The following is a 21,096-nucleotide window of genomic DNA, read 5'->3' on the forward strand; positions in this document are numbered from 1 at the left end:
CGTTACGGGCGGACCGGCGCCGACCCGTCGTTGGGGTTGCCCGCGCCCGGCGGGAGAGCGGGCGACTCGCTGTTCCCCGGGCTGCTCGGGCCTCCTCCGCCGGGCTCCGTGCTCGGTGAGCTCTCCACCGGCGGCTCGGAGGGGGGCGGGCTCGGGGTCGAGTCGGACGGGGTGGGCTCCGGGGGCGCCGAGGGCGAGGGATCCGTGGACGGGGTCTCTTCCGGGGTGCTCGGGGCCGCCGGCGTCGACGGCGTCTCCCGCACGGGCGCCGGGATGTTCAGGTCGAACGTCGCGTCGGAACCGCCGTTCAGCGCGTCCAGGGTGTAGCCGGCCCAGATCCTGGCGGGGAAGCCGCCGCCGTTGGCCCGGCCGGAGTTGGCGGTGCCGGTCAGCGTGACCTGTCCGCCGCCCTCCTTGGTGGACTCGCCGAACAGTGCGACGACGGTGGTGAGCTGCGGGGTGTAGCCGGCGAACCACGCGGACTTGTTGTTCTCCGAGGTACCGGTCTTGCCCGCCGCGTCATAGGCGGAGGTATTGGCCTCGAAGCCCGAGCCGTTGTCGACGACGCCCTGGAGGACACCGGTGACGGTGTCGGCCGTCTCCCGGCTGATCACCTGCTTCCCGACCGGGTCGGGGAGCTCGACCGTACGGTCCTTGTGCTCGGCGGACTTGACGATCGTCGGCGTGATCTTCCTGCCGTGGTTGTCGAGCGTCGCGTACACACCCGCCATGTCCCACGTGGAGGCGTTCATCGTGCCGAGGGTGATCGCGGGCCGCTCGGGGAAGCCCTTGTCCCGCATCCCCAGGTCCAGGGCGGTCTTCTTGACCTCGGGCGGGCCGACGTCCACGACCATCTGCGCGAAGACGGAGTTGATGGACTTGTTCATCGCGGTCTGGACGCTGACCGGACCGTAGTCGCGGTTGTCCTCGTTCTCCGGGGCGAACGGGGTGTCGCTGCCCTCGACCGGCCGCTTGCTGGTGCCGTCGTACCTCGTGTTGACACCGATCTTCCGGCCGTCCTGGGTCTCCGCGCCGTTCTCCAGCGCGGAGGCGAGCACGACCGGCTTGAAGGTCGAGGCGGGCTGGTAGTCGGTGCGGGTGGCGTTGGATATCCAGTGCTCGGTGGCGCCCGTACCGCCGTAGAGCGCGACCACCCGGCCGGTCTTCGGGTCGACGGAGGTGGCGCCGGCCTGGACCGTCGCGTCCGTCTTGTTGTTCTTGCGGTCGAGCTTGCTCTCCAGCTGCTTGTCGACGGACTGGACGAGCTCCTTCTGCCGCTTCTCGTCGATATTGAGGGTGATCGTCCAGCCGCCCTTGGCGATCTCCGCCTTGTCGACGCCCTGGCGGGCCAGTTCGTCATTGGCGGCCTCGACGAGATACCCGGCCTGGCCCTCCATCCCGGGGGCGGCCTTCGGCGCGTGCGGCACCGGGAACTTCAGCCCCGAGCGGGTGGTGGAATCGAGCCACTTCTGCTTGACCATGTTGTCGAGGACATAGTTCCAGCGCTCGGTGACCAGCTTCTTGCCAGTGGCGGTGGCCGCCGCCCAGTCGTACTGGCTGGGAGCCTGGAGCAGCGCGGCGAGATACGCGCCCTGGGAGACGTTCAGCGCGGAGGCGTCGATCCCGTAGTACGCCTGGGCCGCGGCCTGGATGCCGTACGCGCCGCGGCCGTAGTAACTGGTGTTGATGTACCCGGCGAGGATCTCACTCTTGCTCTTCTTCCGGTCCACCTTCAGGGAGATCACCAGCTCCTTGAGCTTGCGGGTGACCGTCTGGTCCTGGTTCAGGTAGTAGTTCTTGACGTACTGCTGGGTGATGGTCGAGCCGCCCTGCTTGCCCTTGCCGGAGAGGGTGTTGATCAGGCCGCGGGTCGTACCTTTGATGTCGACGCCGGAGTCCTGGTAGAAGGACTTGTTCTCGGCTGCGACGAAGGTGCGCTGGACGTCCTTGGGGATCTTCTCCAGGCCGACGATCTCACGGTTGATCTTGCCGGTGCGGGTGAGGATCGTGCCGTCGCTGTACTTGTAGACGTTGCTCTGCATCTCGGCCTGCGCGTTGGCGCTCGGCACGGGGACCAGCCAATAGAGCACGAGCAGCCCGCCCATGGCGAGCAGACAGAGCCCGAAGAACGTACCGAGCAGTCTTCTCAGCGTGAAGAAGCGGCGTATGCCGCCCGGTTTCGCGGCGCGGCGCGCTCCGCGCCGGCTCCCCCGTCTGGCTTCCGCTCGGCCCATCGCCGTCAACGCTCCGCTCTCTTGCCGTCAGAACTCGTCACTCGTCCGTAGCCGCTCACCCACCGGAATCAGCTCAGAAAGCTAACACCGCTTGCTGTGACAAAGGGCGCCGATCAGGTCTTTTGGGACGTGACAATCAGCACCTACCCACTTGAACCGACTCCTGGGAGCGTCAGAGGGTTGCGGCAGGGCATAATGTGTAATCACAATGCTAGCTACCGCCCATCGGCGGCAGTGGACCGGAAACGGGGATGGAACATGGCCTCCACCAGCACACCTACGTCATCCGCGACGGACGACATACCCGAGATGCCCGCACCACGGGTCCGGGAAAATCCCGCCCACAGCATCGGCGGCGGGCTCGCCCTGCTGCTCGGACTGCTCGGTCTCGTCGCCGGCGTCGCCCTGATCGTCCTGGGTGCCACGCTCAGCTCGGCCGGGCTGAAGGCGGCGCTGATCGTGATCGGCGTACTCCTCGGGATCGCCGCGTTCTTCGCGATGTGCGGACTGAACATGGTGGCGCCGGGCGAGGCCCGGGTCGTCCAGCTCTTCGGCCGCTACCGCGGCACGATCCGTACCGACGGACTGCGCTGGGTGAACCCGCTCACCTCCCGCACCAAGATCTCGACGCGGGTACGGAACCACGAGACGGCCGTCCTCAAGGTCAATGACGCCTACGGCAACCCGATCGAGCTGGCGGCGGTCGTGGTCTGGAAGGTCGAGGACACCGCGCAGGCGATGTTCGAGGTGGACGACTTCCTGGAGTTCGTCTCCACACAGACCGAGGCGGCCGTACGGCACATCGCCATCGAGTACCCGTACGACGCCCACGAGGAGACCGGTCTCTCGCTGCGCGGCAACGCCGAGGAGATCACCGAGAAGCTCGCCGTCGAACTGCACGCGCGCGTGGAGGCGGCCGGTGTCCACATCATCGAGTCCCGCTTCACGCATCTCGCCTACGCGCCCGAGATCGCCTCGGCGATGCTCCAGCGCCAGCAGGCGGGCGCGGTCGTCGCGGCCCGCCGGCTGATCGTGGACGGCGCGGTCGGCATGGTCGAGGCGGCGCTCACCCGGCTCACCGAGCAGGACATCGTGGAACTGGACTCGGAGCGCAAGGCCGCGATGGTGAGCAATCTGCTGGTCGTGCTCTGCGGGGACCGGGCCGCCCAGCCGGTCGTGAACACGGGCACGCTCTACCAGTGACCGAACGCAAGCAGGTGCTCCTGCGACTGGACCCGGCGGTGTACGACGCCCTCGCACGGTGGGCGTCCGACGAACTGCGCAGCGCCAACGCGCAGATCGAGTTCCTGCTCCGCCGGGCCCTGGGCGAGGCGGGCCGGCTGCCCGCCGACGCGGCGCCGATCCCGCGCCGGGGCCGGCCGCCGAAGACGCGCCCGTCGGCAGGTACGGAATCAGCCACTCCGGTGACACCCGAGACGGAGTGACCTACCCTCGGAAGGTCGCCGGACCAGCGCTATACATGTGATGTATACACGCGGTGTAGAGTGCTCCGCATGTCAATCGGCCACACTCTTCTCGGACTCCTGGAGTCGGGACCGCGCCACGGATACGACCTCAAGCGGTCCTTCGACGATCAATTCGGCCGCGACCGCCCCCTGCACTACGGACAGGTCTACTCGACCATGTCCCGGCTGCTGAAGAACGGGCTCGTCGTGGTCGACGGCGTCGAGGCCGGCGGCGGCCCCGAGCGCAAGAGATACGCGATCACCGAGGCCGGGGTCACCGATGTCGGCCGGTGGCTCGCGCAGCCGGAGAGCCCGGAGCCGTACCTCCAGTCGACCCTCTACACCAAGGTCGTCATCGCGCTGCTCACCGGCCGCAGCGCCGCCGATCTGCTCGACGCCCAGCGCGCCGAGCATCTGCGGATGATGCGGGACCTCACCGCGCGCAAGCGCGAGGGCGACCTCGCCGACCAGCTGATCTGCGATCACGCGCTGTTCCATCTGGAGGCCGATCTGCGCTGGCTGGAGCTGACCGCGGCCCGGCTGGACCGGCTCGCCACGGCGATACGCCGATGACCCCCGCCGGCTCCCTGCTCATCGCCGACGAGCTGCGCAAGTCGTACGGACCGACCCCCGCGCTCGACGGAGTGACGTTCTCGATCCACCCGGGCGAAGTCGTCGCCGTCATGGGCCCGTCGGGCTCGGGCAAGTCGACGCTGCTGCACTGCCTCGCCGGGATCGTGTCCCCCGACTCGGGCACGATCACCTATCAGGGCCGGGTGCTGACCGATATGCCGGACGCCGAGCGCAGCGCCCTGCGCCGCGGCGAGTTCGGCTTCGTCTTCCAGTTCGGCCAGCTCGTCCCCGAACTGACCTGCCTGGAGAACGTGGCGCTGCCCCTGCGGCTCACCGGCGTCCGGCGCAAGGACGCCGAACGCGCCGCGCGGGAGTGGCTGGAGCGGCTGGAGGTCGCCGATGTCGGGGCCAAGCGCCCCGGCGAGGTCTCCGGCGGACAGGGCCAGCGCGTCGCGGTCGCCCGCTCCCTGGCCGGCTCACCGCGCGTGATCTTCGCCGACGAACCGACCGGCGCGCTCGACTCCTTCAACGGCGAGCGGGTGATGGAGCTGCTGACCGAGGCGGCCAGGTCCACCAGCGCCGCCGTCGTCCTGGTCACCCACGAGGCGCGGGTCGCCGCCTACTCGGACCGAGAGGTGATCATGCGGGACGGCAAGGCCCGGGAGGCGGAGTTCACCGTATGACGCTCCTCGACCGGCCCGGGTCCGCCACGTACGCTCGCCCGGTCCCCAAGCGGGCGCCCGGCCGGCTCCGCACCTGGGCCCGGGATCTCGGGCTCGGTGTACGGTTCGCCGCCGCGGGCGGACGCGAGGGCTGGATCCGTACCCTCCTGACCGCCGTGGGGGTCGGGCTCGGTGTCACCCTCCTCTTCTTCGCCGCGTCCGTGCCGCAGTTGATCGACGCGCGCGCCGAGCGCGAGGGCGCACGCGCCGTCGCGGAGGTGGCGGACGGGGCGCCGGTGCCGCGCTCGGACACGACGCTGGTGTGGATCAACGCGGGGACCGAGTACCGCGGCTCCACCGTCGGCGGCCAGCTGCTGCGCCCGGACGGCGCCCGCCCGCCGCTGCCGCCCGGTGTCGCGAAGGTGCCGGGGCCCGGCGAGATGGTGGTCTCCCCCGCCCTGCGGACACTGCTGGACTCGCCCGGCGGCGCGCTCCTCAAGGAGCGGCTCGGCCATCGTGTCACCGGCACCATCGCCGGCGCCGGTCTGCTCGATCCGGAGGAACTCCGTTTCTACGCGGGCAGTGACACCCTCACCACGGCCAAGGGCGGCCATCGGACGGCCGGTTACGGCTCCGTCGTGCGACCCTCGCCGATCAGCCCGTACTTGATCGTGCTGATCGTGCTGATCTCTGTGGTGCTGCTGATGCCGGTGGTCATCTTCATCGCCACCGCCGTCCGCTTCGGCGGCGACCGCAGGGACCGCAGACTCGCGGCGCTGCGGCTGGTGGGCGCCGATATCGCGATGACCCGGCGTATCGCGGCCGGGGAGGCGCTGTTCGGCGCGGCGCTCGGCCTGCTCGCCGGATTCGGGCTCTTCCTGGCGCTGCGGCCGCTGACGGGCGGGGTGCGGCTGTGGAATCTCAGCGCCTTCCCCGCCGATCTGGTCCCGGCGCCGCAGCTCGTCGCGCTGATCGTGACGGCCGTACCGGTGGCGGCGGTCGTGGTGACGCTGGTCGCGCTGCGCTCGGTCACCATCGAACCGCTGGGTGTCGTACGCGAGGCCCGCCCCCGGCGCCGGCGGCTGTGGTGGCGGCTGCTGATGCCCGTCGTCGGTGTCACCGTCCTGAGCACGGTCGGAACGGTCGGCGAGGGCACCGCCGTCGATCCGTACCCCATCGCGGCCGGCGCGGTGCTGGTGCTGGTCGGGCTGACCACTCTGCTGCCCTGGCTCGTCGAGGCCGTGGTGGCGGGGCTGACCGGCGGACCGGTGCCGTGGCAGCTCGCCGCCCGCCGGCTCCAGCTGAGCGGCGGCTCTGCGTCCCGGGCGGTCATCGGCATCACCGCGGCGGTGGCGGGCGCTATCGCCGTTCAGATGATGTTCGCCGGGATGCACGAGGAATTCGTCAGGCCCACCGGTCAGGACCCGACGCGGGCGAACATCACCGTCCAGGCGTCGTACGGCAGCGGCCGGCTGGCCCAGGAGATGACCGACGGCTTCCGCGGCACCAAGGGCGTCACGGCGGCCGTCGCCGTGGCCGAGAGCTATGTGGTCAGGCCGGGACCCGTGGCCCCGCACGAGATCCAGCCCACCACCATCCTGACCGTAGGCACCTGCGCCACCCTGCGGGAACTGGCCGAGCTGCCGTCCTGCGCGGACGGAGACGCCTTCGTGTCCCATATCCCGGGGCGGAAGGAGCAGAACGACTGGGTCGACGAGACGGCCAGGCCGGGCAAGCCGGTCGACCTCGGCACCCGTACCGCGAACGGCGTCCGGGCGCCCTCGCTGTGGACGCTGCCCGCGTCGGCCCGTACGGTCGAGGCCAGGACCGACCCGGTGGGCAGGAAGAACCACGGCATCCTCGCCACCCCGGGCGCCCTCGACCCGAGCCGCGTGCCCGACGCGCTGACCATCGCCACGATCCGGATCGACGAGCGGGTCGCGGACGCCGAGGAGTACGTACGCAACACCGCGGCCGCGCTCGATCCGACGATGCGGGTGATCACGCCCAAGGCCGTCGAACGCGACAGGCGGTACGCGAGCGTGCAGACCGGCCTGCTGGCCGGCGGCACCGCCACGATGGCGCTGATCGCCGCGAGCGTGCTGGTCTCCCAGATCGAGCAACTGCGCGAGCGCAGACGCCTGCTGTCGGTCCTGGTGGCCGTCGGCACCCGTCGCTCGACACTCGCCTGGTCGGTGCTCTGGCAGACCGCGATCCCGGTCGCGCTCGGCACGCTGCTGGCCATCGCGGGCGGTCTGACCCTCGGCGCCGTACTGCTGGACATGGTCGCCAAACCGGTCGCCGACTGGTGGGTCTTCGCCCCCTTCGCGGGCGCGGGCATCGCGGTGATCCTGCTGGTGACGGTGGCCAGCCTGCCGCCCCTGTGGCGGATGATGCGGCCGGACGGCCTGCGGTCGGAGTGACCGTACGACGGGTGCGGTGTCAGCTCTGACGCGGCACGCGCGGGGCTTCCGGCGACGGAGCGGTCAGACGTACCGGGAGGGCTCGCAGGGACTCCCGCAGCGCGTCGGCGAAGGTCTCGAACTCCCCGCCCCGCGCCGCCCCCGTACGCATCGCCAGCGCGATCCGGCGCGCCGGGGCGGGGTCCGCGAAGTATCCCGTGGCGAGCCGGTCGTTGCGGCCGGTCTCGACCTGTACGGCCGTACGCGGCAGCAGCGTGACCCCGAGGCCGCCCGCGACGAGTTGCACCAGCGTGGACAGGCCGGCCGCCGTGGTCGTCACGGGCACGCCGTCGGCGCGGCCCGCCTCCCGGCAGATGTCCAGCGCCTGGTCACGCAGGCAGTGGCCCTCGTCCAGGAGCAGCAGCGGCAGTTCGCGCAGCGCCTCGCGCGGCAGATCGCGGCAGCCGCCGAGGGGGTGGTCGTCGGGGGTGACCAGGACGAAGTCCTCGTCGAACAACGGCAGTTCGGTGACCGAGGGCTGACCGAGCGGTACGGCGAGCAGCAGCAGATCCAGCCGGCCCGCGGCCAGACCGTCCAGCAGGGACGAGGTCTGCTCCTCGTGCACCTGGAGGTCGAGCTCCGGGTAGCGCTCATGGACCAGCCGGAGCACGGTCGGCAGCAGATACGGCGCGACGGTCGGGATCACGCCGAGCCTGAGGACGCCGGTGAAGGGCGCCCGTACCGCCTCGGCCTCGTCCACCAGCGCGCCCACCGCGTCCAGTACGGCCATCGCCCGGGACGCCAGCCGCTCGCCGGCCGGGGAGAGCAGCACCTTACGGGTCGTACGCTCCACGAGCTGGACGCCGAGGACCTCCTCCAGCGCCGAGAGGGCGCCGGAGAGCGCGGGCTGGCTCATCCCGATCGCGGCGGCCGCGTCCCGGAAGTGCAGATGCTCGGCCACCGCCGCGAAGGCGCGCAGCTGGGACAGGCTGGGCTGTTTGCCGCGCGGGCCGGACTGCCTGATGTGCTGCGTGACTGACCCCGACCCCACTGAACCGACCTCACTGATAGGTACCTCCGATCACGGCGACCGAGTCTAGCTATTTCTATGATCAATGCTGACTGTGCCACCATCAGTGAGCCGCCCGACCGCCCGGAAGACCCCAAAAGGGACTTCCCACCCCCACAAGGAGAGCCTGTGCTCACCGTTGGTGACAAGTTCCCCTCGTTCGAACTGACTGCCTGTGTCTCGCTGGAGAAGGGCAAGGAGTTCGAGGAGATCAACCACAAGACCTACGAGGGCAAGTGGAAGGTCATCTTCGCCTGGCCCAAGGACTTCACCTTCGTGTGCCCGACCGAGATCGCGGCCTTCGGCCGGCTGAACGACGAGTTCGCCGACCGTGACGCCCAGATCCTCGGCTTCTCCGGCGACTCCGAGTTCGTGCACCACGCCTGGCGCAAGGACCACCCGGACCTGCGTGACCTGCCCTTCCCGATGCTCGCCGACTCCAAGCACGAGCTGATGCGCGACCTCGGCATCGAGGGCGCGGACGGCTTCGCGCAGCGCGCCGTCTTCATCGTCGACCCGGACAACGAGATCCAGTTCACGATGGTGACCGCCGGTTCCGTGGGCCGTAACCCCAAGGAGGTCCTGCGGGTGCTCGACGCCCTCCAGACCGACGAGCTGTGCCCGTGCAACTGGAACAAGGGCGAGAACACCCTCGACCCCGTCAAGCTCCTGTCGGGCGAGTGATCCCCGATGGCCCTCGATGAACTGAAGTCGGCCCTGCCCGACTACGCCAAGGACCTGCGGCTGAACCTCGGTTCGGTCATCGGCAACAGCGGGCTGCCGGCGCAGCAGCTCTGGGGCACCGTGCTGGCCTGCGCGATCGCCTCGCGCTCGGCGCGGGTGCTGCGCGAGCTGGAGCCGGAGGCGAAGGCGAATCTGAGCGCCGAGGCGTACACCGCCGCCAAGTCGGCCGCCGCGATCATGGCGATGAACAATGTCTTCTACCGGACCCGGCATCTGCTGTCGGACCCCGAGTACGGGACGCTGCGGGCCGGTCTGCGGATGAACGTCATCGGCAACCCGGGGGTGGAGAAGGTCGACTTCGAGCTCTGGTCGCTCGCCGTCTCCGCCGTCAACGGCTGCGGCCAGTGCCTCGACTCGCACGAGCAGGTGCTCCGCACGGCCGGTGTGGACCGCGAGACGATCCAGGAAGCCTTCAAGATCGCCGCGGTGATCCAGGCGGTCGGCACGACGCTCGACGCCGAGGCCGTGCTCGCCTGAACGGGTAGAGCCTGTACGGAACAGGGCCCCCGCCCTCCACCCGGATGTGGAGCGCGGGGGCCTGTTGCGTAACCCCGTTGTCCGGTCACTCCTTGACGGCGGCCATCAGCGCCTTCATGTCCTCGACCATGGCGGGTTCGAGGACGGCGGGATCGATCGGTTCCGGATCCGCCGGCTGTCCGTCAGCGGGTGGGCCCTGGCTGATGGACTGGCTCACGATCCCGATCGAGAACACGGCCCGGCCGTCGAGGACCTTCAGCTCCGGCGTGTATCCGCCCGAGTCCGTCATCAGATAGGCCCGCTCGCCCAGTTCCGGGATCCGCTTGGTCTTGCGCTCGATGACATGGGAGAGCGCGAGCGGGGTCAGCGTCGCCTCGAACTCCGGTGCCGGGTCGGTCTCCTTGTGCAGGCTGTAGTTGACGGTGACGGACGAGTACGACGTCGGCAGGGCGTCGTCCTTCGCCTCGCCCGGCCGTCCCGGCATCATCGTGACATCGCAGAAGGACCGGTCGATGGCGCGCTGTTCCTCCACCGCGTGCCGCGACTCCCGCTGTCCGCCGAGGATTTCGGAGAGCGCGGACAGATCGGCGTCCAGGCAGAGGTCCTCGCTGATCCGGTAGCCGCGCAGATCCGGCACCGTCCGGTCGTACACGTACAGTCCGCCCGCCCAGACGGCGGAGGCGACCACCGCGCCGCCGAGGGCCCAGAGCCACCGTACGCGGTGCGGCGGCGGTGTCGGTAAGCCGTCGCCGACGACCGTCCCGGAGCCGTCGGGCTCCCGGGGAGTCTCCGGGGCCGGCGGCTGCGTGCGGTCCTGCCCGCCGTCCTCGCCCTCCAGCTCCGGCTCGGAGATCACTCCCGGCCGTCCCCGGCCTCGGCGGTGGCGGGCCTGGCCGACGGCGCCACGGCCGGGGCTTCCGGAGCCTCCTCGGGGGACGGGGCCGAAGAGGAGGCCGGGGCCGGGGACGACGACGGGTCCGGTTCCCGCGCGGGTGAGTCCGGCAGGGCCTGTTCCGCGCTGTACGCGCGGAGATAGCCGACGACCGTGTTGGTCACCGCCACCAGCGGCACCGCCACCACCGCCCCGCCGATGCCCGCGACCAGACTGCCGATCGCCACGGAGAGCACGACGGCGAGCGGATGCACCCGTACCGCACGGCCCAGGATGAAGGGCTGCAGCACATGCCCCTCGATCTGCTGGACCCCCAGGACGACGCACAGGACCATCAGCGCCGTGAACACGTCCTGCGTGACCAGCGCGACGACCACCGCCAGCGCACCCGACACCAGCGCGCCCACCAGCGGGATGAACGCGCCGAGGAAGATGAAGACCGCGAGCGGCACGGCCAGCGGGACACTGAGGAAGTAGAGCCCCAGACCGATGAAGAGCGCGTCGATCAGCGCCACCAGGACCGTGCCGCGTACATACGCGGTCAGGGTGCGCCAGGCGCGCGGCCCGGCTCCGGCGACGCCCTCACGGGCCTGGGCCGGGACGAGCTTGAGCGTCCAGTGCCAGATCTTCCTGCCGTCGTAGAGCAGGAAGAGCGTCGAGAACATCGCGAGGACGATGCCGGTCAGCAGCTCGACGATCACGGTCAGGCCCTGCAGCCCGGCGGACGTGATCTTCTCGGTGTTGGAACCGACGGCATCGCTCAGGGTCTTCGCGATGTCATTGATCTGGCCCTCGGTCACATGGAACGGGCTGTCGAGCAGCCAGCGCTTCAGCTCGTTGATGCCGTCCGTGACGCGGTTGGAGAGATCGTCGATGTTCTCCATGACCTGCCACACCACGAACCAGCCGACCAGCCCCATGAGGACGAAGCCGGCGACCGCGGTGAGCGCCGTGGCCAGTCCGCGGGGCATGCCGAGCCGCTTGAGCCAGGCGACCGTGGGCTGGAGGAGCGCCGTGATCAGCAGACCGGCGGCGAAGGCCATGACGACCAGCTGTACGGCGCCGATGACCCGCATCAGCACCCAGAGCAGCCCGGCGAGGACGAGCAGCCGCCAGGCCGCCTCGCCCGCGACCCGCATCCCCCAGGGGATGGCGGCGACGGGGTCGGGCTTGGCCGCGACGGAGGGGGCGTACGCCGGGGGCGGCGGGACGCTTTCGGGCGCGGCCCTGGGGACCGGCCGGTCCTCCTCCTCGGCCTCGGCCCTGCGCTGGTCCAGCCGCTCTCCCATTCGGGTCAGTTCGGCACCGACCTGACCGAGCCATGCGGGCACTTTCGACATGAAGCTTCCTCTTCCCCCCTGCGCTGTCCCCAACTCACTCCCCCGGAGCACGTTCGAATCGACCGTACACGCGCGAGGCCCCCCGCCGTAGGACGGCGGGGGGCTTCGTGAGGTTGAGCGCCGGCGGGACCGGATTCAGCCGGTCACGCCCTAGTACCAGTTGTTGGCCTGCCAGAACGACCAGGCGCCGCAGGGGCTGCCGTACCGGCCGTCCATGTAGTTCAGGCCCCACTTGATCTGTGTGGCCGGGTTGGTCTGCCAGTCGGCGCCGGCCGAGGACATCTTGGAGCCGGGAAGCGCCTGCACGAGACCGTAGGCACCGGAAGACGCGTTCTGCGCCCGGTAGTTCCAGGTGGACTCGTGGTTCACGATGTTGCTGAAGCACTGGAACTGGTCCGCGGGGACCATCTGCCGCGCTATCGCCTTGACCTCGGCGACGGTGTACGAGGCCTGCGCGGGGAAGGACGAGGCCGAAGCCGAGGCGGAACGGACCTCGTCACGGCTCGCGCGCTCCTCGGCCTCCTTGGCCTTGCGCTCGCGCTCGGCCGCGTCGTCGGCGGCCTCCTTCTTCGCCTTGGCGTCCTTGGCAGCCTGGATACGGGCCGCTTCCTCCGCTGACTTCTTGGCGGTCGCGTCGGCGGCGGCGGCCTGTACGTCGGCCTGCTGCGTCAGCGACGCGGTCTGCACCTGGGCCTGCTGGCCCGCGGGGATGTCAGCGAGGAGCGTCATGTCGGCTGCGGTCGCCTCGAAATTGTCGTCCGAGACCTGGGGGTCGCCCGAGGCAACACCCACGACAGCGCCGACGGTGGTGACCGCAGTGGCAGATGCCACGGCGAATCCCCGGACCGAGATCCGGCTCACACGGTGTCCTTCCAGCATCATCCGCACACGTGACCTCGCGGACGCAATCGTGCCCCTGGCACTGGTCTCCGTACTGCGGGGTCACGGGAGACACGGGCCCGGTGGGCAACCCCCCTGCGGGGACTGCCGCGTGGTGCGCGGGCGGCATACGGCGGCAGTTGTTGAGTTGTGTGGTGCCGCATCTCTGGAGATGCGCGTGTGCCGCATGCGGGGCCTGACGGAAGCAAGACTCTGCCGGAAGGTAACGGCGGGAGGCAATTCTTCGTTGCGTGGGAAAGCTCACACCCTGTTCGCCCCGGAAGAATCACGGAAATAGCGGCGCGACACAGCGCCGCCCGGCTAAGCTGCTGCGCTTTCGCCGGGCGGCGCCAAGTGTGGTGATACGGGGTTAGATCTGACCGTCCTCCAGCATTTCGGTCACAAGCGCCGCGATCGGTGAACGCTCGGAGCGGGTGAGCGTGACATGCGCGAAGAGCGGATGCCCCTTGAGTTTCTCGACGACGGCGACAATTCCGTCGTAACGCCCCACCCGGAGATTGTCGCGCTGGGCGACATCATGCGTGAGCACCACCCGGGAGTTCGCCCCGATACGGGACAGAACGGTCAGCAATACGTTCCGTTCCAGGGACTGGGCCTCGTCGACGATGACGAACGCGTCGTGCAGGGACCGGCCGCGGATATGCGTGAGCGGCAGCACTTCGAGCATGCCGCGCCCCAGCACCTCCTCGATGACCTCACGGCCGGCGACCGCGGAGAGCGTGTCGAAGACGGCCTGCGCCCACGGGCTCATCTTCTCGGCCTCGGTGCCGGGCAGATAGCCCAGCTCCTGCCCGCCGACCGCGTACAACGGCCGGAAGACCATCACCTTCTGATGCTGCCGGCGCTCCAGGACCGCCTCCAGCCCCGCGCAGAGGGCCAGCGCCGACTTGCCGGTGCCCGCCCGGCCGCCCATCGACACGATGCCGATGTCCTGGTCGAGGAGGAGATCGAGCGCGATGCGCTGCTCGGCGCTGCGGCCATGGATCCCGAAGGCCTCGCGGTCCCCGCGGACGAGCCGGACCTGGCCCTCCGCGGTGATCCGGCCGAGCGCCTTGCCGCGCTCGGACTGGAGCACCAGACCCGTGTGCACGGGCAGGTCACTCACCTCGGGCACATAGAGGGAGTCCTCGGTGAACAGAAGGTCCACCTGATCCGCGGCGAGGGACAGCTCGCTCATCCCCGTCCAGCCGGAGGAACTGGAGGATTCGGTGATGGCGAGCTCGGCGCGGTACTCCTCGGCGAGAAGCCCGACCGATGACGCCTTGATACGCAGCGGCAGATCCTTGGAGACGACCGTGACGTCGTACCCCTCGGCCTGCAGATTGCGGGCCACCGCGAGAATCCGTGAGTCGTTGTCCCCCAAGCGGAAGCCGGCGGGCAGGATGCCGGGATCAGAGTGGTTGAGCTCGACGCGCAGCGTGCCTCCCAGGTCGCCCAGGGGGATGGGGGCATCGAGACGGCCGTACCGGATGCGGAAGTCGTCGAGCAGGCGCAGCGCCTGCCGGGCGAAGTAGCCGAGCTCCGGGTGGTGCCTCTTGGCCTCCAACTCCGTGATCACCACGATCGGGAGCACCACTTCGTGCTCGTCGAAGCGGGACATGGCGTTCGGATCGGCCAGCAGGACGCTGGTGTCGAGAACGTAGGTGCGCCTGTCGGGCATGCGGCGCTTTGTGCTGGTCACCACGGAAGGACGTACCCCCTCGGATGAGGTCGGGGTGCGACGGCGTCGCGGGCGGGTGGGCCGGGTCCTGACCCCATGCGCGGGCCGGACTCCGGCCCTCCATGTCGCCCGTACGACTCGGCGCACGGTCGTCCTGGTGCAAAGGGCCTCCCGGGCGGACGGCCCCATGCCGTCCGCTGAGATGCGACGCCCACTGACTTGTTTCGGACGTCGACCTGGGGGAGGTATTCCCTCGAACACGCGCCGCCATGCCAGGGCGTAGGGCGGACGGTGGATGAACCGTGGGTGAAGCGAGCGGGCCGGCCCGGCGGAATCGGCCGGGCACCGGGCGGCGCCGAGTGGTCGCCTCGCGGCGTCCTTACGGAAGAAGGGGGAGGTCAGGTCCCGTAGCGCCGGTGACGCGCGGCGTAATCGCGCAGTGCTCGCAGAAAGTCGACTTTACGGAAGGCCGGCCAGAAGACTTCGCAGAAGTAGTACTCCGAATGGGCGCTCTGCCAGAGCATGAAGCCGGAGAGACGCTGCTCGCCGCTGGTGCGGATGACCAGATCCGGGTCCGGCTGGCCGCGCGTGTAGAGATGGGACGAGATCAGATCGACGTCGACGATCTCGGCGAGCTCCTCGAAAGAGGTTCCCTTGCTCGCGTGGTCCATCAGAAGAGAGCTGACCGCGTCCGCGATCTCCTGCCGGCCGCCGTAACCCACGGCGACATTGACGAGTATTCCCTCATTGCCGATGGTGGCCTGTTCGGCCTCCTTGAGAACGGTCTGCGTATGGGCGGGCAGCAGATCGAGCGTGCCGACGTGGTGCACCCGCCAGCGGCCGTCGGCCGCCAGATGACGGACCGCGTTCTCGACGATGGCGACGAGCGGGGTCAGTTCGTTCTCGGGACGGTCGAGATTGTCCGTGGAGAGCAGCCACAACGTGACCACCTCCACATTGGTCTCGGAGCACCAGCCCAGCAGCTCCTGGATCTTGTTGGCGCCGGCCTTGTGTCCTTGCTCGGCCGTGCCGCCGGCCGCCCGCGCCCAGCGACGGTTGCCATCGAGGATGACTCCGATGTGCTTGGGCACCTGGGTGTGGTCGAGGCGGCCTTCCACCCGGCGTGCGTAGAGCCGATACACCAGGTCGCGCAGGTTCACTGAGTCCACCCTCTCGATTCCATGGGGACCGGCGCGTCCACTGACGGGATCCTGGGGCCGGCCCGGGGACCCCGAAGCCGTCACATTACTGCGCGGGCCCCACGGTGACCCAACCCGGTCTGTCACAAGTACGTGATAGGGAGAGAAGCGTGACTGATTTTCCCTCATACCTCGCAGCCGGCGACCGGTACGACTCCATGGAGTACCGGCGCAGCGGGCGCAGTGGCCTGAAACTGCCCGCGATCTCGCTCGGCCTCTGGCACAACTTCGGCGACGACCGCACCCTCGATTCACAGCGCGCGATCCTGCGCCGCGCCTTCGATCTCGGCGTCACGCACTTCGACCTGGCGAACAACTACGGTCCGCCGCCGGGATCCGCCGAGCTGAATTTCGGCAAGATCTTCGCGCAGGACTTCTCGGCCTACCGGGATGAACTCATCATTTCGACCAAGGCCGGTTATTTGATGCATCCCGGCCCTTACGGTGAATGGGGTTCCCGTAAGTATCTGCTGTCGTCGCTGGACGCGTCCCTGAAGCGGATGGGGCTCGACCATGTCGATATCTTCTACTCCCACCGATTCGACCCGAACACCCCGCTGGAAGAGACGATGGGGGCGCTCGCGTCCGCCGTGCGGCAGGGCAAGGCGCTGTACGTCGGTGTGTCCTCGTACACCGCGGAGCAGACCGCCGAGGCGGCCGGGCTGCTGAAGGAGATGGGCGTGCCCGCGCTCATCCACCAGCCCTCGTACTCGATGATCAACCGCTGGACCGAGGACGACGGACTGCTGGACACCCTGGAGGCGGCCGGGATGGGCTGTATCTCCTTCGTGCCGCTCGCCCAGGGGCTGCTGACGAACAAGTATCTGAAGGGCATCCCGGAGGGGTCGCGGGCCACCCAGGGCAAGTCCCTGGACCCGGATCTGCTGTCGGACGAGGTCGTGCGGCGGCTGACCGGACTGAACGAGATCGCGCGGCGGCGCGGTCAGTCGCTGGCGCAGCTGGCGCTGACGTGGGTGCTGCGCGACCCGCGGATGACGTCCGCGCTGATCGGGGCGTCGAGTACGAAGCAGCTGGAGGAGAACGTCGCGGCGCTGGCCGGGCCGAAGCTCTCCGCCGAGGAGCTGAAGGAGATCGACGGCTTCGCGGTGGACACGGCGGGGACGAACATCTGGGCCGGGCGGGGCTGACGCAGAAAAAAACGGGCCGGTCCGTGGGGGGGGGATACGGACCGGCCCGAGGGGGGGTTTCCACCATAACCCTTCATAACTGATGGTGGGCGCCGCGACGGGCCGTGCCGTCGCTCCGAAAACGGCGGCCGGCCGTGTGAGGCCCGTAGTACCAGGCATTTCAGGGCTTCCGGCGTCCGCGGTGGCGAGTAGTTGCCACCCCGCGCCGTGACCCGCGGGAGCGACCTCCGTGAGGGTGCCGGCTTGACGCCGGTGCCTCAGTGGCCGGGTACGGGGCCTCAGTGACCGCGCTCGGCGGCTCAGTGACAGCGCTCGGCGGCTCAGTGACCGCGTACGGGCTTGACCGCCTCGATGAGAAAGCGCGTCGTGGTCGCCACGAAGGGCCCCTCGGTCTCGATACGGCGATGCAGCGCCGCGAGCCGCTCGCGGTACCGCTCGACGGTGAAGCCGGGCACCATCCAGATCACCTTGCGCAGGAAGTAGACGACGGCCCCGATGTCGCGGAACTCCGTACGGAGGGAGGCCGTGCGCAGATCGACCACCTCCAGGCCCGCCGCCCCGGCCGCCTCCCCGGCCCGCTCGGGGTCGCGGGCGGCCCGTGCCTCCGGCGGCCGCGGCCCCAGGAAGTACTCGACGAGTTCGAAGACGCTGGCCGGGCCGACCTCCTGGGAGAAGTAACGGCCGCCGGGGCGCAGCACCCGCGCGATCTCCTCCCACCAGGCGTGTACGGGGTGGCGGCTGACGACCAGATCGAAGGCGTCGTCCGCGAAGGGCAGCGGCGGCTCGTCCGGGTCGGCGACGACCGCGACGCCGAGCGGGTGCAGCAGGGCGGTGGCCCGGGCCACGTTCGGCGGCCAGGACTCGGTGGCCACGGTGAGCGGCGGGAGCTTCGGTACGGACGCGAGGACCTCACCGCCACCGGTCTGGATGTCCAGGGCGGCGGTGGCGCGGGACATCCTGTCCGCCATCGACCGGGCGTAGCCCCAGGAGGGGCGCTCCTCGGTGGCCCGGCCGTCCAGCCAGGAGAAGTCCCAGCCGTCGACGGAGACGGCCCCGGCCTCGGCGATCAGCTCTTCGAAGGTGCGGGAGTGGGTGTGCGGCATGGGGTGATCGTGGCAGCGGCGCCTTGGGCCCGCGAACGCTTTTCGGGCCGGAGGGTCGTAGGTCGTACGGGTCCTCTGTCGTACGGGTTCTCTGTCGTACGGGTTCTCTTACGCGCCGGCGAGAGCGCCGAGGACGATGCCGGTCAGGGCGCCGACGATCATGAAGGGACCGAAGGGGAACGCGGACTTGCGCCCGGCCCGGCGCAGCAGAATGAGCCCGAACCCGTAGAGCGAGCCCATCAGGAACCCGGCGAAGGCCCCGACGAACAGGACGAGCCAGCCGTACCAGCCGAGCACTACGCCGAGCGAGAGGGCGAGCTTGACGTCGCCGAAGCCCAGGCCGTTCGGGTTGATCAGGAACAGCACGAAGTAGCAGGCACCGAGGGCGAGTCCGCCGAGCAGCGCGGTCGGCCACGAGCCGCCGGGGCCCGTGCCGTCGTTGCCGCCGCCTCCGCCGCCGGGAAGCAGTGCGGCCAGCCCGAGCAGTACGACGGCCGCCGCCGCGAGCGGCAGGGTCAGCCGGTCCGGCAGCCGGTGGACGGCGCGGTCGACGAGGGCCAGCAGCACCGCGAAGGGCGTGAGCAGCAGCCATACGGCGAGTTCGGGGCGGGGGCCGGTGGCGGCGGCGAGGACCGCGCAGACGAGGGCGGTGAGGAGAGGGACGAGGGGGGAGGGCGCGTAGCGGACGCGGGCACTGGACGCGCCGGCTGCCGCGCTCGCGGAACCGGCCGCTGTGCCGGTCTCGGAGCCGGCCGCTGTGCCGGTCGCGGAACCGGTCTCGGGACCGGCCGCCGTATCGGTCGCCGTACCGACGGGGTCGGTGGCGGCGCTCGCTGGACCGGCGGCTGCGTGGCCGGTGCCGACGCCAGGGCTTTTGACGTCGGCACCGGAGCTTTCCGCCGTACCGGACCGCGCGGCAGCCGCGCAGCCCGTACACCTCGCGACGCCGAGCCACCCGCCGGCGGGCCCCGTGATCGGGTGTCCGGCCGGGCAGCTGTCCCGCCACGGGTCCTCCGGCTCGACGGAGAGCCGGTAGGCGGCACGCGGCAGGAGCAGTCCGGTGGCCGTACCCCAGAGCGCGGCGACGACGATCAGCGTGGCGTACACACCACCGACCCTAGGGCGCGCCGCCGGGCCCGGTCATGGGTCCAGGGGCCCACTCTCCGCGCCTCAGGGCCCATCCCCGGCCCTCCGGCGCGTAGGGCGGGACTCCGGGCGCTACGGTCTACGGCCATGGGCACTTGGCGTAACGGCACAGGGCAGTTGACGGTCGCGGGGCAGGACGTTCCGGTGGCGCTGGAGATCGCCGCGTCGTACGGGACTCGGCGGCGCGGGCTGCTCGGACGCGACAGGATAGCGGGCGCGCTGCTGATCACCCCGTGCAACAGCGTGCACACCTTCAGGATGCGCTTCACCATCGATGTGGCGTATCTGGACAAGGAGTTGAAGGTCATCGACGTCCACACGCTGAAGCCGGGCCGGCTCCCCCTGCCGCGCTGGCGGGCCCGCCATGTGCTGGAGGCGGAGGGCGGGGCGATGGAGCGGTGGGGGCTGCGGCCCGGGGTGCGGCTGAGTGTGAGCGTGGACGCGGAGCGCGCTACGTGAGTTTGGCGGCCTGGGCGGCGAGCAGGGCGGGCGGCAGCTGCGGGGTCGCGCCGTTCTCGAAGTTCGCGGTGTAGAACGTGGCTACCGTGCCGCCCACCCGTACGAGATGGAAGACGAGCGGGACCGGATCACCCTCGAAGTCCCCCGTCAGCTGATAGGCGAGCGCGTCGTCCCCCGCCTTGACCGGGCTCAACGGCTTCACGCCCGTGTACTTCGAGGGGCCGTCACCACCGGAGGCCGTAAAGCCGTCCGCACACGCCGTGACGGCGGCCCGCAGCCGGTTGAACAGGGTGCTCGCGTCCCGCACGCCGTGGGTGGTGAGGAATTCGGAGACGGCGGGGCGGTCGTTCTCGGGGCCGACGAGCTGGCGGTACGCGACGGCCTTTCCGAGGGGTTCCGGTTTGCCGTTGAGCACGGCGGTGAGGGGCAGGCACTCGCTCCTGTCGGCGGTCTCGCCCCCGGGCGGCGGGGCGTCCATCGGACCGGACGTGAAGCCGGACACATCGCCGTCGGCGAGGACCGCCCGGTCCAACTCGCCCTGCGTGAGGACCTTTCCGTCGCTCGCCCCGATGCCGGTGAGGTCCGGGCGGGGAGTTGCCGCGAGTGAAGGTGCGGCGGGCGAGGGGGTGGCCGACGAGGCGGCGGGGGGTGAGGTGGCCGGGGGCGGGGTGGCCGGGGGCGGGGTGGCCGGGGCCTCGCTGCCGGCTTCCTTCGCGTCGCTGTGTTCCCCGCCTCCGCAGGCGCCCATGAGGCCGAGCGCGAGTGCGGCGGTCACGGCGGACAGGGCCACACGCCGTGCCGTTCCCGGTGTGTCCGGCCCCCGTGTGTCCGGCCCCCGTGTGTAAAGCCCCTGTGTGCGAGGCACGGGTGTGTGAAGCCCGGGTGTGTGAGGCCCGGGTGTGTGAGGCCCGGGTGTGGCCGGGCCCTGCCTGTCTTCGGCGCGTGTGCTCATCCGGTCACTCCCAACTGGCTCGTGTCGATCGGCGCGTTCATGCCGGCCGGTTCGGCGAGCGGTGTCACCTCGGCACCGGGGAAGGCCGCCACCGCCGTCTCCACGGCGTTCACGGTGTACACCGGCCGCTCCTCGGCCGAGGCGACATCCGAGGCCACCAGCCGCGCCCGGGTCACCACCGTGGCGGACGATCCGCCGGCCGGGGCCGCCAGCCAGTACGTCTCCGGGTCGACGCGGTCGTCCGGATAGAGCACCGCGACCCCCGTACGGGCGGCCAAGGCCTCGGCCAGCTCCGCCTCGGTCTCGGGCGCGCCGTACGCGACGGTCGCGGGCTGCACCTGTACGTCCAGGCTCATCGCCACATCGCCCCGCACCCGGTGGTGCGTACAGAGGACGAACGCCTCCCAGTCGCGCAGGTCCTGGCTGTCCGCCTCGGCGCAGACGTCCACCTGGCCGGGCCGGACCCCCGTCGCGTACGCCAGTGCGGCGATGAGCTCGGACGGTTCAAGCCGTTGGCTGATCAAGAAGTTGCAGAGCATGTGCACGTTCCCCCGTCGACGACTCCGGCGGCTCGCGCGTGGGCGTCCGGGTTCTGTGTCCTGGACGTACGCGACTCCAGCGAGGCGGACGCTATGCGCTCCGGGGCACGGGGTCATGGGCCCTGGGACCC

General features: G+C 70.3%; 20 protein-coding genes. 9 read left to right on the forward strand and 11 right to left on the reverse strand.

Annotated elements, in window-relative coordinates; all coding sequences use genetic code 11:
- Positions 1-2: 2 nt before the first annotated feature.
- On the reverse strand, positions 3-2,234 hold the full coding sequence (locus IF11_RS0119845; RefSeq protein WP_030352991.1) for a transglycosylase domain-containing protein: 2,232 nt from the start codon (positions 2,232-2,234) through the stop codon (positions 3-5).
- A gap of 258 nt (positions 2,235-2,492) precedes the next feature.
- Here IF11_RS0119845 and IF11_RS0119850 point away from each other — a divergent pair, with 258 nt between their 5' ends.
- From IF11_RS0119850 to IF11_RS0119870, 5 genes are all read left to right on the forward strand, one after another.
- Positions 2,493-3,437 (forward strand): SPFH domain-containing protein, encoded by a 945-nt coding sequence (locus IF11_RS0119850; RefSeq protein ID WP_030352992.1) that lies wholly within the window; start codon positions 2,493-2,495, stop codon positions 3,435-3,437.
- On the forward strand, positions 3,383-3,679 hold the full coding sequence (locus IF11_RS36785; protein WP_051746062.1) for a type II toxin-antitoxin system antitoxin: 297 nt from the start codon (positions 3,383-3,385) through the stop codon (positions 3,677-3,679). Before IF11_RS0119850 ends, IF11_RS36785 begins: the two co-directional genes overlap by 55 nt.
- Positions 3,680-3,748: 69 nt before the next feature.
- Complete coding sequence (locus IF11_RS0119860) at positions 3,749-4,273, forward strand: PadR family transcriptional regulator (protein ID WP_030352994.1); 525 nt, start codon at positions 3,749-3,751, stop codon at positions 4,271-4,273.
- Entirely contained in the window at positions 4,270-4,956 is a 687-nt protein-coding gene (locus IF11_RS0119865) for an ABC transporter ATP-binding protein (protein WP_030352995.1), read from the forward strand. Before IF11_RS0119860 ends, IF11_RS0119865 begins: the two co-directional genes overlap by 4 nt.
- Positions 4,953-7,358 (forward strand): FtsX-like permease family protein, encoded by a 2,406-nt coding sequence (locus IF11_RS0119870; protein ID WP_030352996.1) that lies wholly within the window; start codon positions 4,953-4,955, stop codon positions 7,356-7,358. The genes IF11_RS0119865 and IF11_RS0119870 overlap by 4 nt, the downstream gene beginning before the upstream one ends.
- Before the next feature lie 19 nt (positions 7,359-7,377).
- On the opposite strand, the gene IF11_RS0119875 is transcribed toward IF11_RS0119870, so the two are convergent.
- Positions 7,378-8,388 carry a hydrogen peroxide-inducible genes activator gene (locus tag IF11_RS0119875; protein ID WP_078490789.1) on the reverse strand — a complete coding sequence of 337 codons (1,011 nt, stop codon included), beginning with the start codon at positions 8,386-8,388 and terminating at the stop codon, positions 7,378-7,380.
- A gap of 147 nt (positions 8,389-8,535) precedes the next feature.
- On the opposite strand from IF11_RS0119875, the gene IF11_RS0119880 reads away from it, so the two are divergent.
- Both IF11_RS0119880 and IF11_RS0119885 read left to right on the forward strand, forming a co-directional pair.
- Positions 8,536-9,090: a peroxiredoxin gene (locus IF11_RS0119880; RefSeq protein ID WP_030352998.1), complete on the forward strand. Its 555-nt coding sequence runs from the start codon at positions 8,536-8,538 to the stop codon at positions 9,088-9,090.
- Between the two features lie 6 nt (positions 9,091-9,096).
- A complete protein-coding gene (locus tag IF11_RS0119885) occupies positions 9,097-9,627 on the forward strand; it encodes an alkyl hydroperoxide reductase (protein WP_030352999.1) in 531 nt (176 codons plus the stop codon).
- Positions 9,628-9,712: 85 nt separating this feature from the next.
- Here IF11_RS0119885 and IF11_RS37845 read toward each other — a convergent pair whose 3' ends face one another.
- The 5 genes from IF11_RS37845 to IF11_RS0119910 all read right to left on the reverse strand — a co-directional run bounded on the left by IF11_RS37845 (position 9,713) and on the right by IF11_RS0119910 (position 15,579).
- Positions 9,713-10,483 (reverse strand): hypothetical protein, encoded by a 771-nt coding sequence (locus tag IF11_RS37845; RefSeq protein WP_051746063.1) that lies wholly within the window; start codon positions 10,481-10,483, stop codon positions 9,713-9,715.
- Complete coding sequence (locus tag IF11_RS0119895; protein ID WP_051746064.1) at positions 10,480-11,859, reverse strand: AI-2E family transporter; 1,380 nt, start codon at positions 11,857-11,859, stop codon at positions 10,480-10,482. The genes IF11_RS37845 and IF11_RS0119895 overlap by 4 nt, the downstream gene beginning before the upstream one ends.
- Positions 11,860-12,009: 150 nt before the next feature.
- On the reverse strand, positions 12,010-12,720 hold the full coding sequence (locus tag IF11_RS0119900) for an aggregation-promoting factor C-terminal-like domain-containing protein (RefSeq protein WP_030353002.1): 711 nt from the start codon (positions 12,718-12,720) through the stop codon (positions 12,010-12,012).
- A gap of 388 nt (positions 12,721-13,108) precedes the next feature.
- Positions 13,109-14,443 (reverse strand): RNA 5'-3' helicase PhoH2, encoded by a 1,335-nt coding sequence (gene phoH2 / locus IF11_RS0119905; RefSeq protein WP_030353003.1) that lies wholly within the window; start codon positions 14,441-14,443, stop codon positions 13,109-13,111.
- A 374-nt stretch (positions 14,444-14,817) separates the two neighbouring features.
- On the reverse strand, positions 14,818-15,579 hold the full coding sequence (locus tag IF11_RS0119910) for an isoprenyl transferase (RefSeq protein ID WP_030353004.1): 762 nt from the start codon (positions 15,577-15,579) through the stop codon (positions 14,818-14,820).
- A gap of 149 nt (positions 15,580-15,728) precedes the next feature.
- Here IF11_RS0119910 and mgrA point away from each other — a divergent pair, with 149 nt between their 5' ends.
- Positions 15,729-16,766: an L-glyceraldehyde 3-phosphate reductase gene (gene mgrA / locus IF11_RS0119915; RefSeq protein ID WP_030353005.1), complete on the forward strand. Its 1,038-nt coding sequence runs from the start codon at positions 15,729-15,731 to the stop codon at positions 16,764-16,766.
- A gap of 320 nt (positions 16,767-17,086) precedes the next feature.
- On the opposite strand, the gene IF11_RS0119920 is transcribed toward mgrA, so the two are convergent.
- A complete protein-coding gene (locus IF11_RS0119920) occupies positions 17,087-17,869 on the reverse strand; it encodes a class I SAM-dependent methyltransferase (RefSeq protein WP_030353006.1) in 783 nt (260 codons plus the stop codon).
- Positions 17,870-17,977: 108 nt separating this feature from the next.
- The gene (locus IF11_RS0119925) at positions 17,978-18,976 is read right to left on the reverse strand and encodes a prepilin peptidase (protein ID WP_030353007.1); all 999 of its coding nucleotides are present in this window, start codon (positions 18,974-18,976) and stop codon (positions 17,978-17,980) included.
- Between the two features lie 126 nt (positions 18,977-19,102).
- Between IF11_RS0119925 and IF11_RS0119930 the strand changes: the two genes are divergently transcribed.
- Positions 19,103-19,474: a DUF192 domain-containing protein gene (locus IF11_RS0119930; protein WP_030353008.1), complete on the forward strand. Its 372-nt coding sequence runs from the start codon at positions 19,103-19,105 to the stop codon at positions 19,472-19,474.
- On the opposite strand, the gene IF11_RS37850 is transcribed toward IF11_RS0119930, so the two are convergent.
- Both IF11_RS37850 and IF11_RS0119945 read right to left on the reverse strand, forming a co-directional pair.
- The gene (locus IF11_RS37850) at positions 19,467-20,249 is read right to left on the reverse strand and encodes a hypothetical protein (protein ID WP_157848442.1); all 783 of its coding nucleotides are present in this window, start codon (positions 20,247-20,249) and stop codon (positions 19,467-19,469) included. The two genes, IF11_RS0119930 and IF11_RS37850, sit on opposite strands and share 8 nt — an antisense overlap.
- A 173-nt stretch (positions 20,250-20,422) precedes the next feature.
- Positions 20,423-20,965, reverse strand: coding sequence for a hypothetical protein (locus IF11_RS0119945; RefSeq protein WP_051746066.1), 543 nt, complete (start codon positions 20,963-20,965; stop codon positions 20,423-20,425).
- Positions 20,966-21,096 lie beyond the last annotated feature (131 nt).

This window comes from Streptomyces scopuliridis RB72 (genome assembly GCF_000718095.1).
Classification (GTDB): Bacteria; Actinomycetota; Actinomycetes; order Streptomycetales; family Streptomycetaceae; genus Streptomyces; species Streptomyces scopuliridis.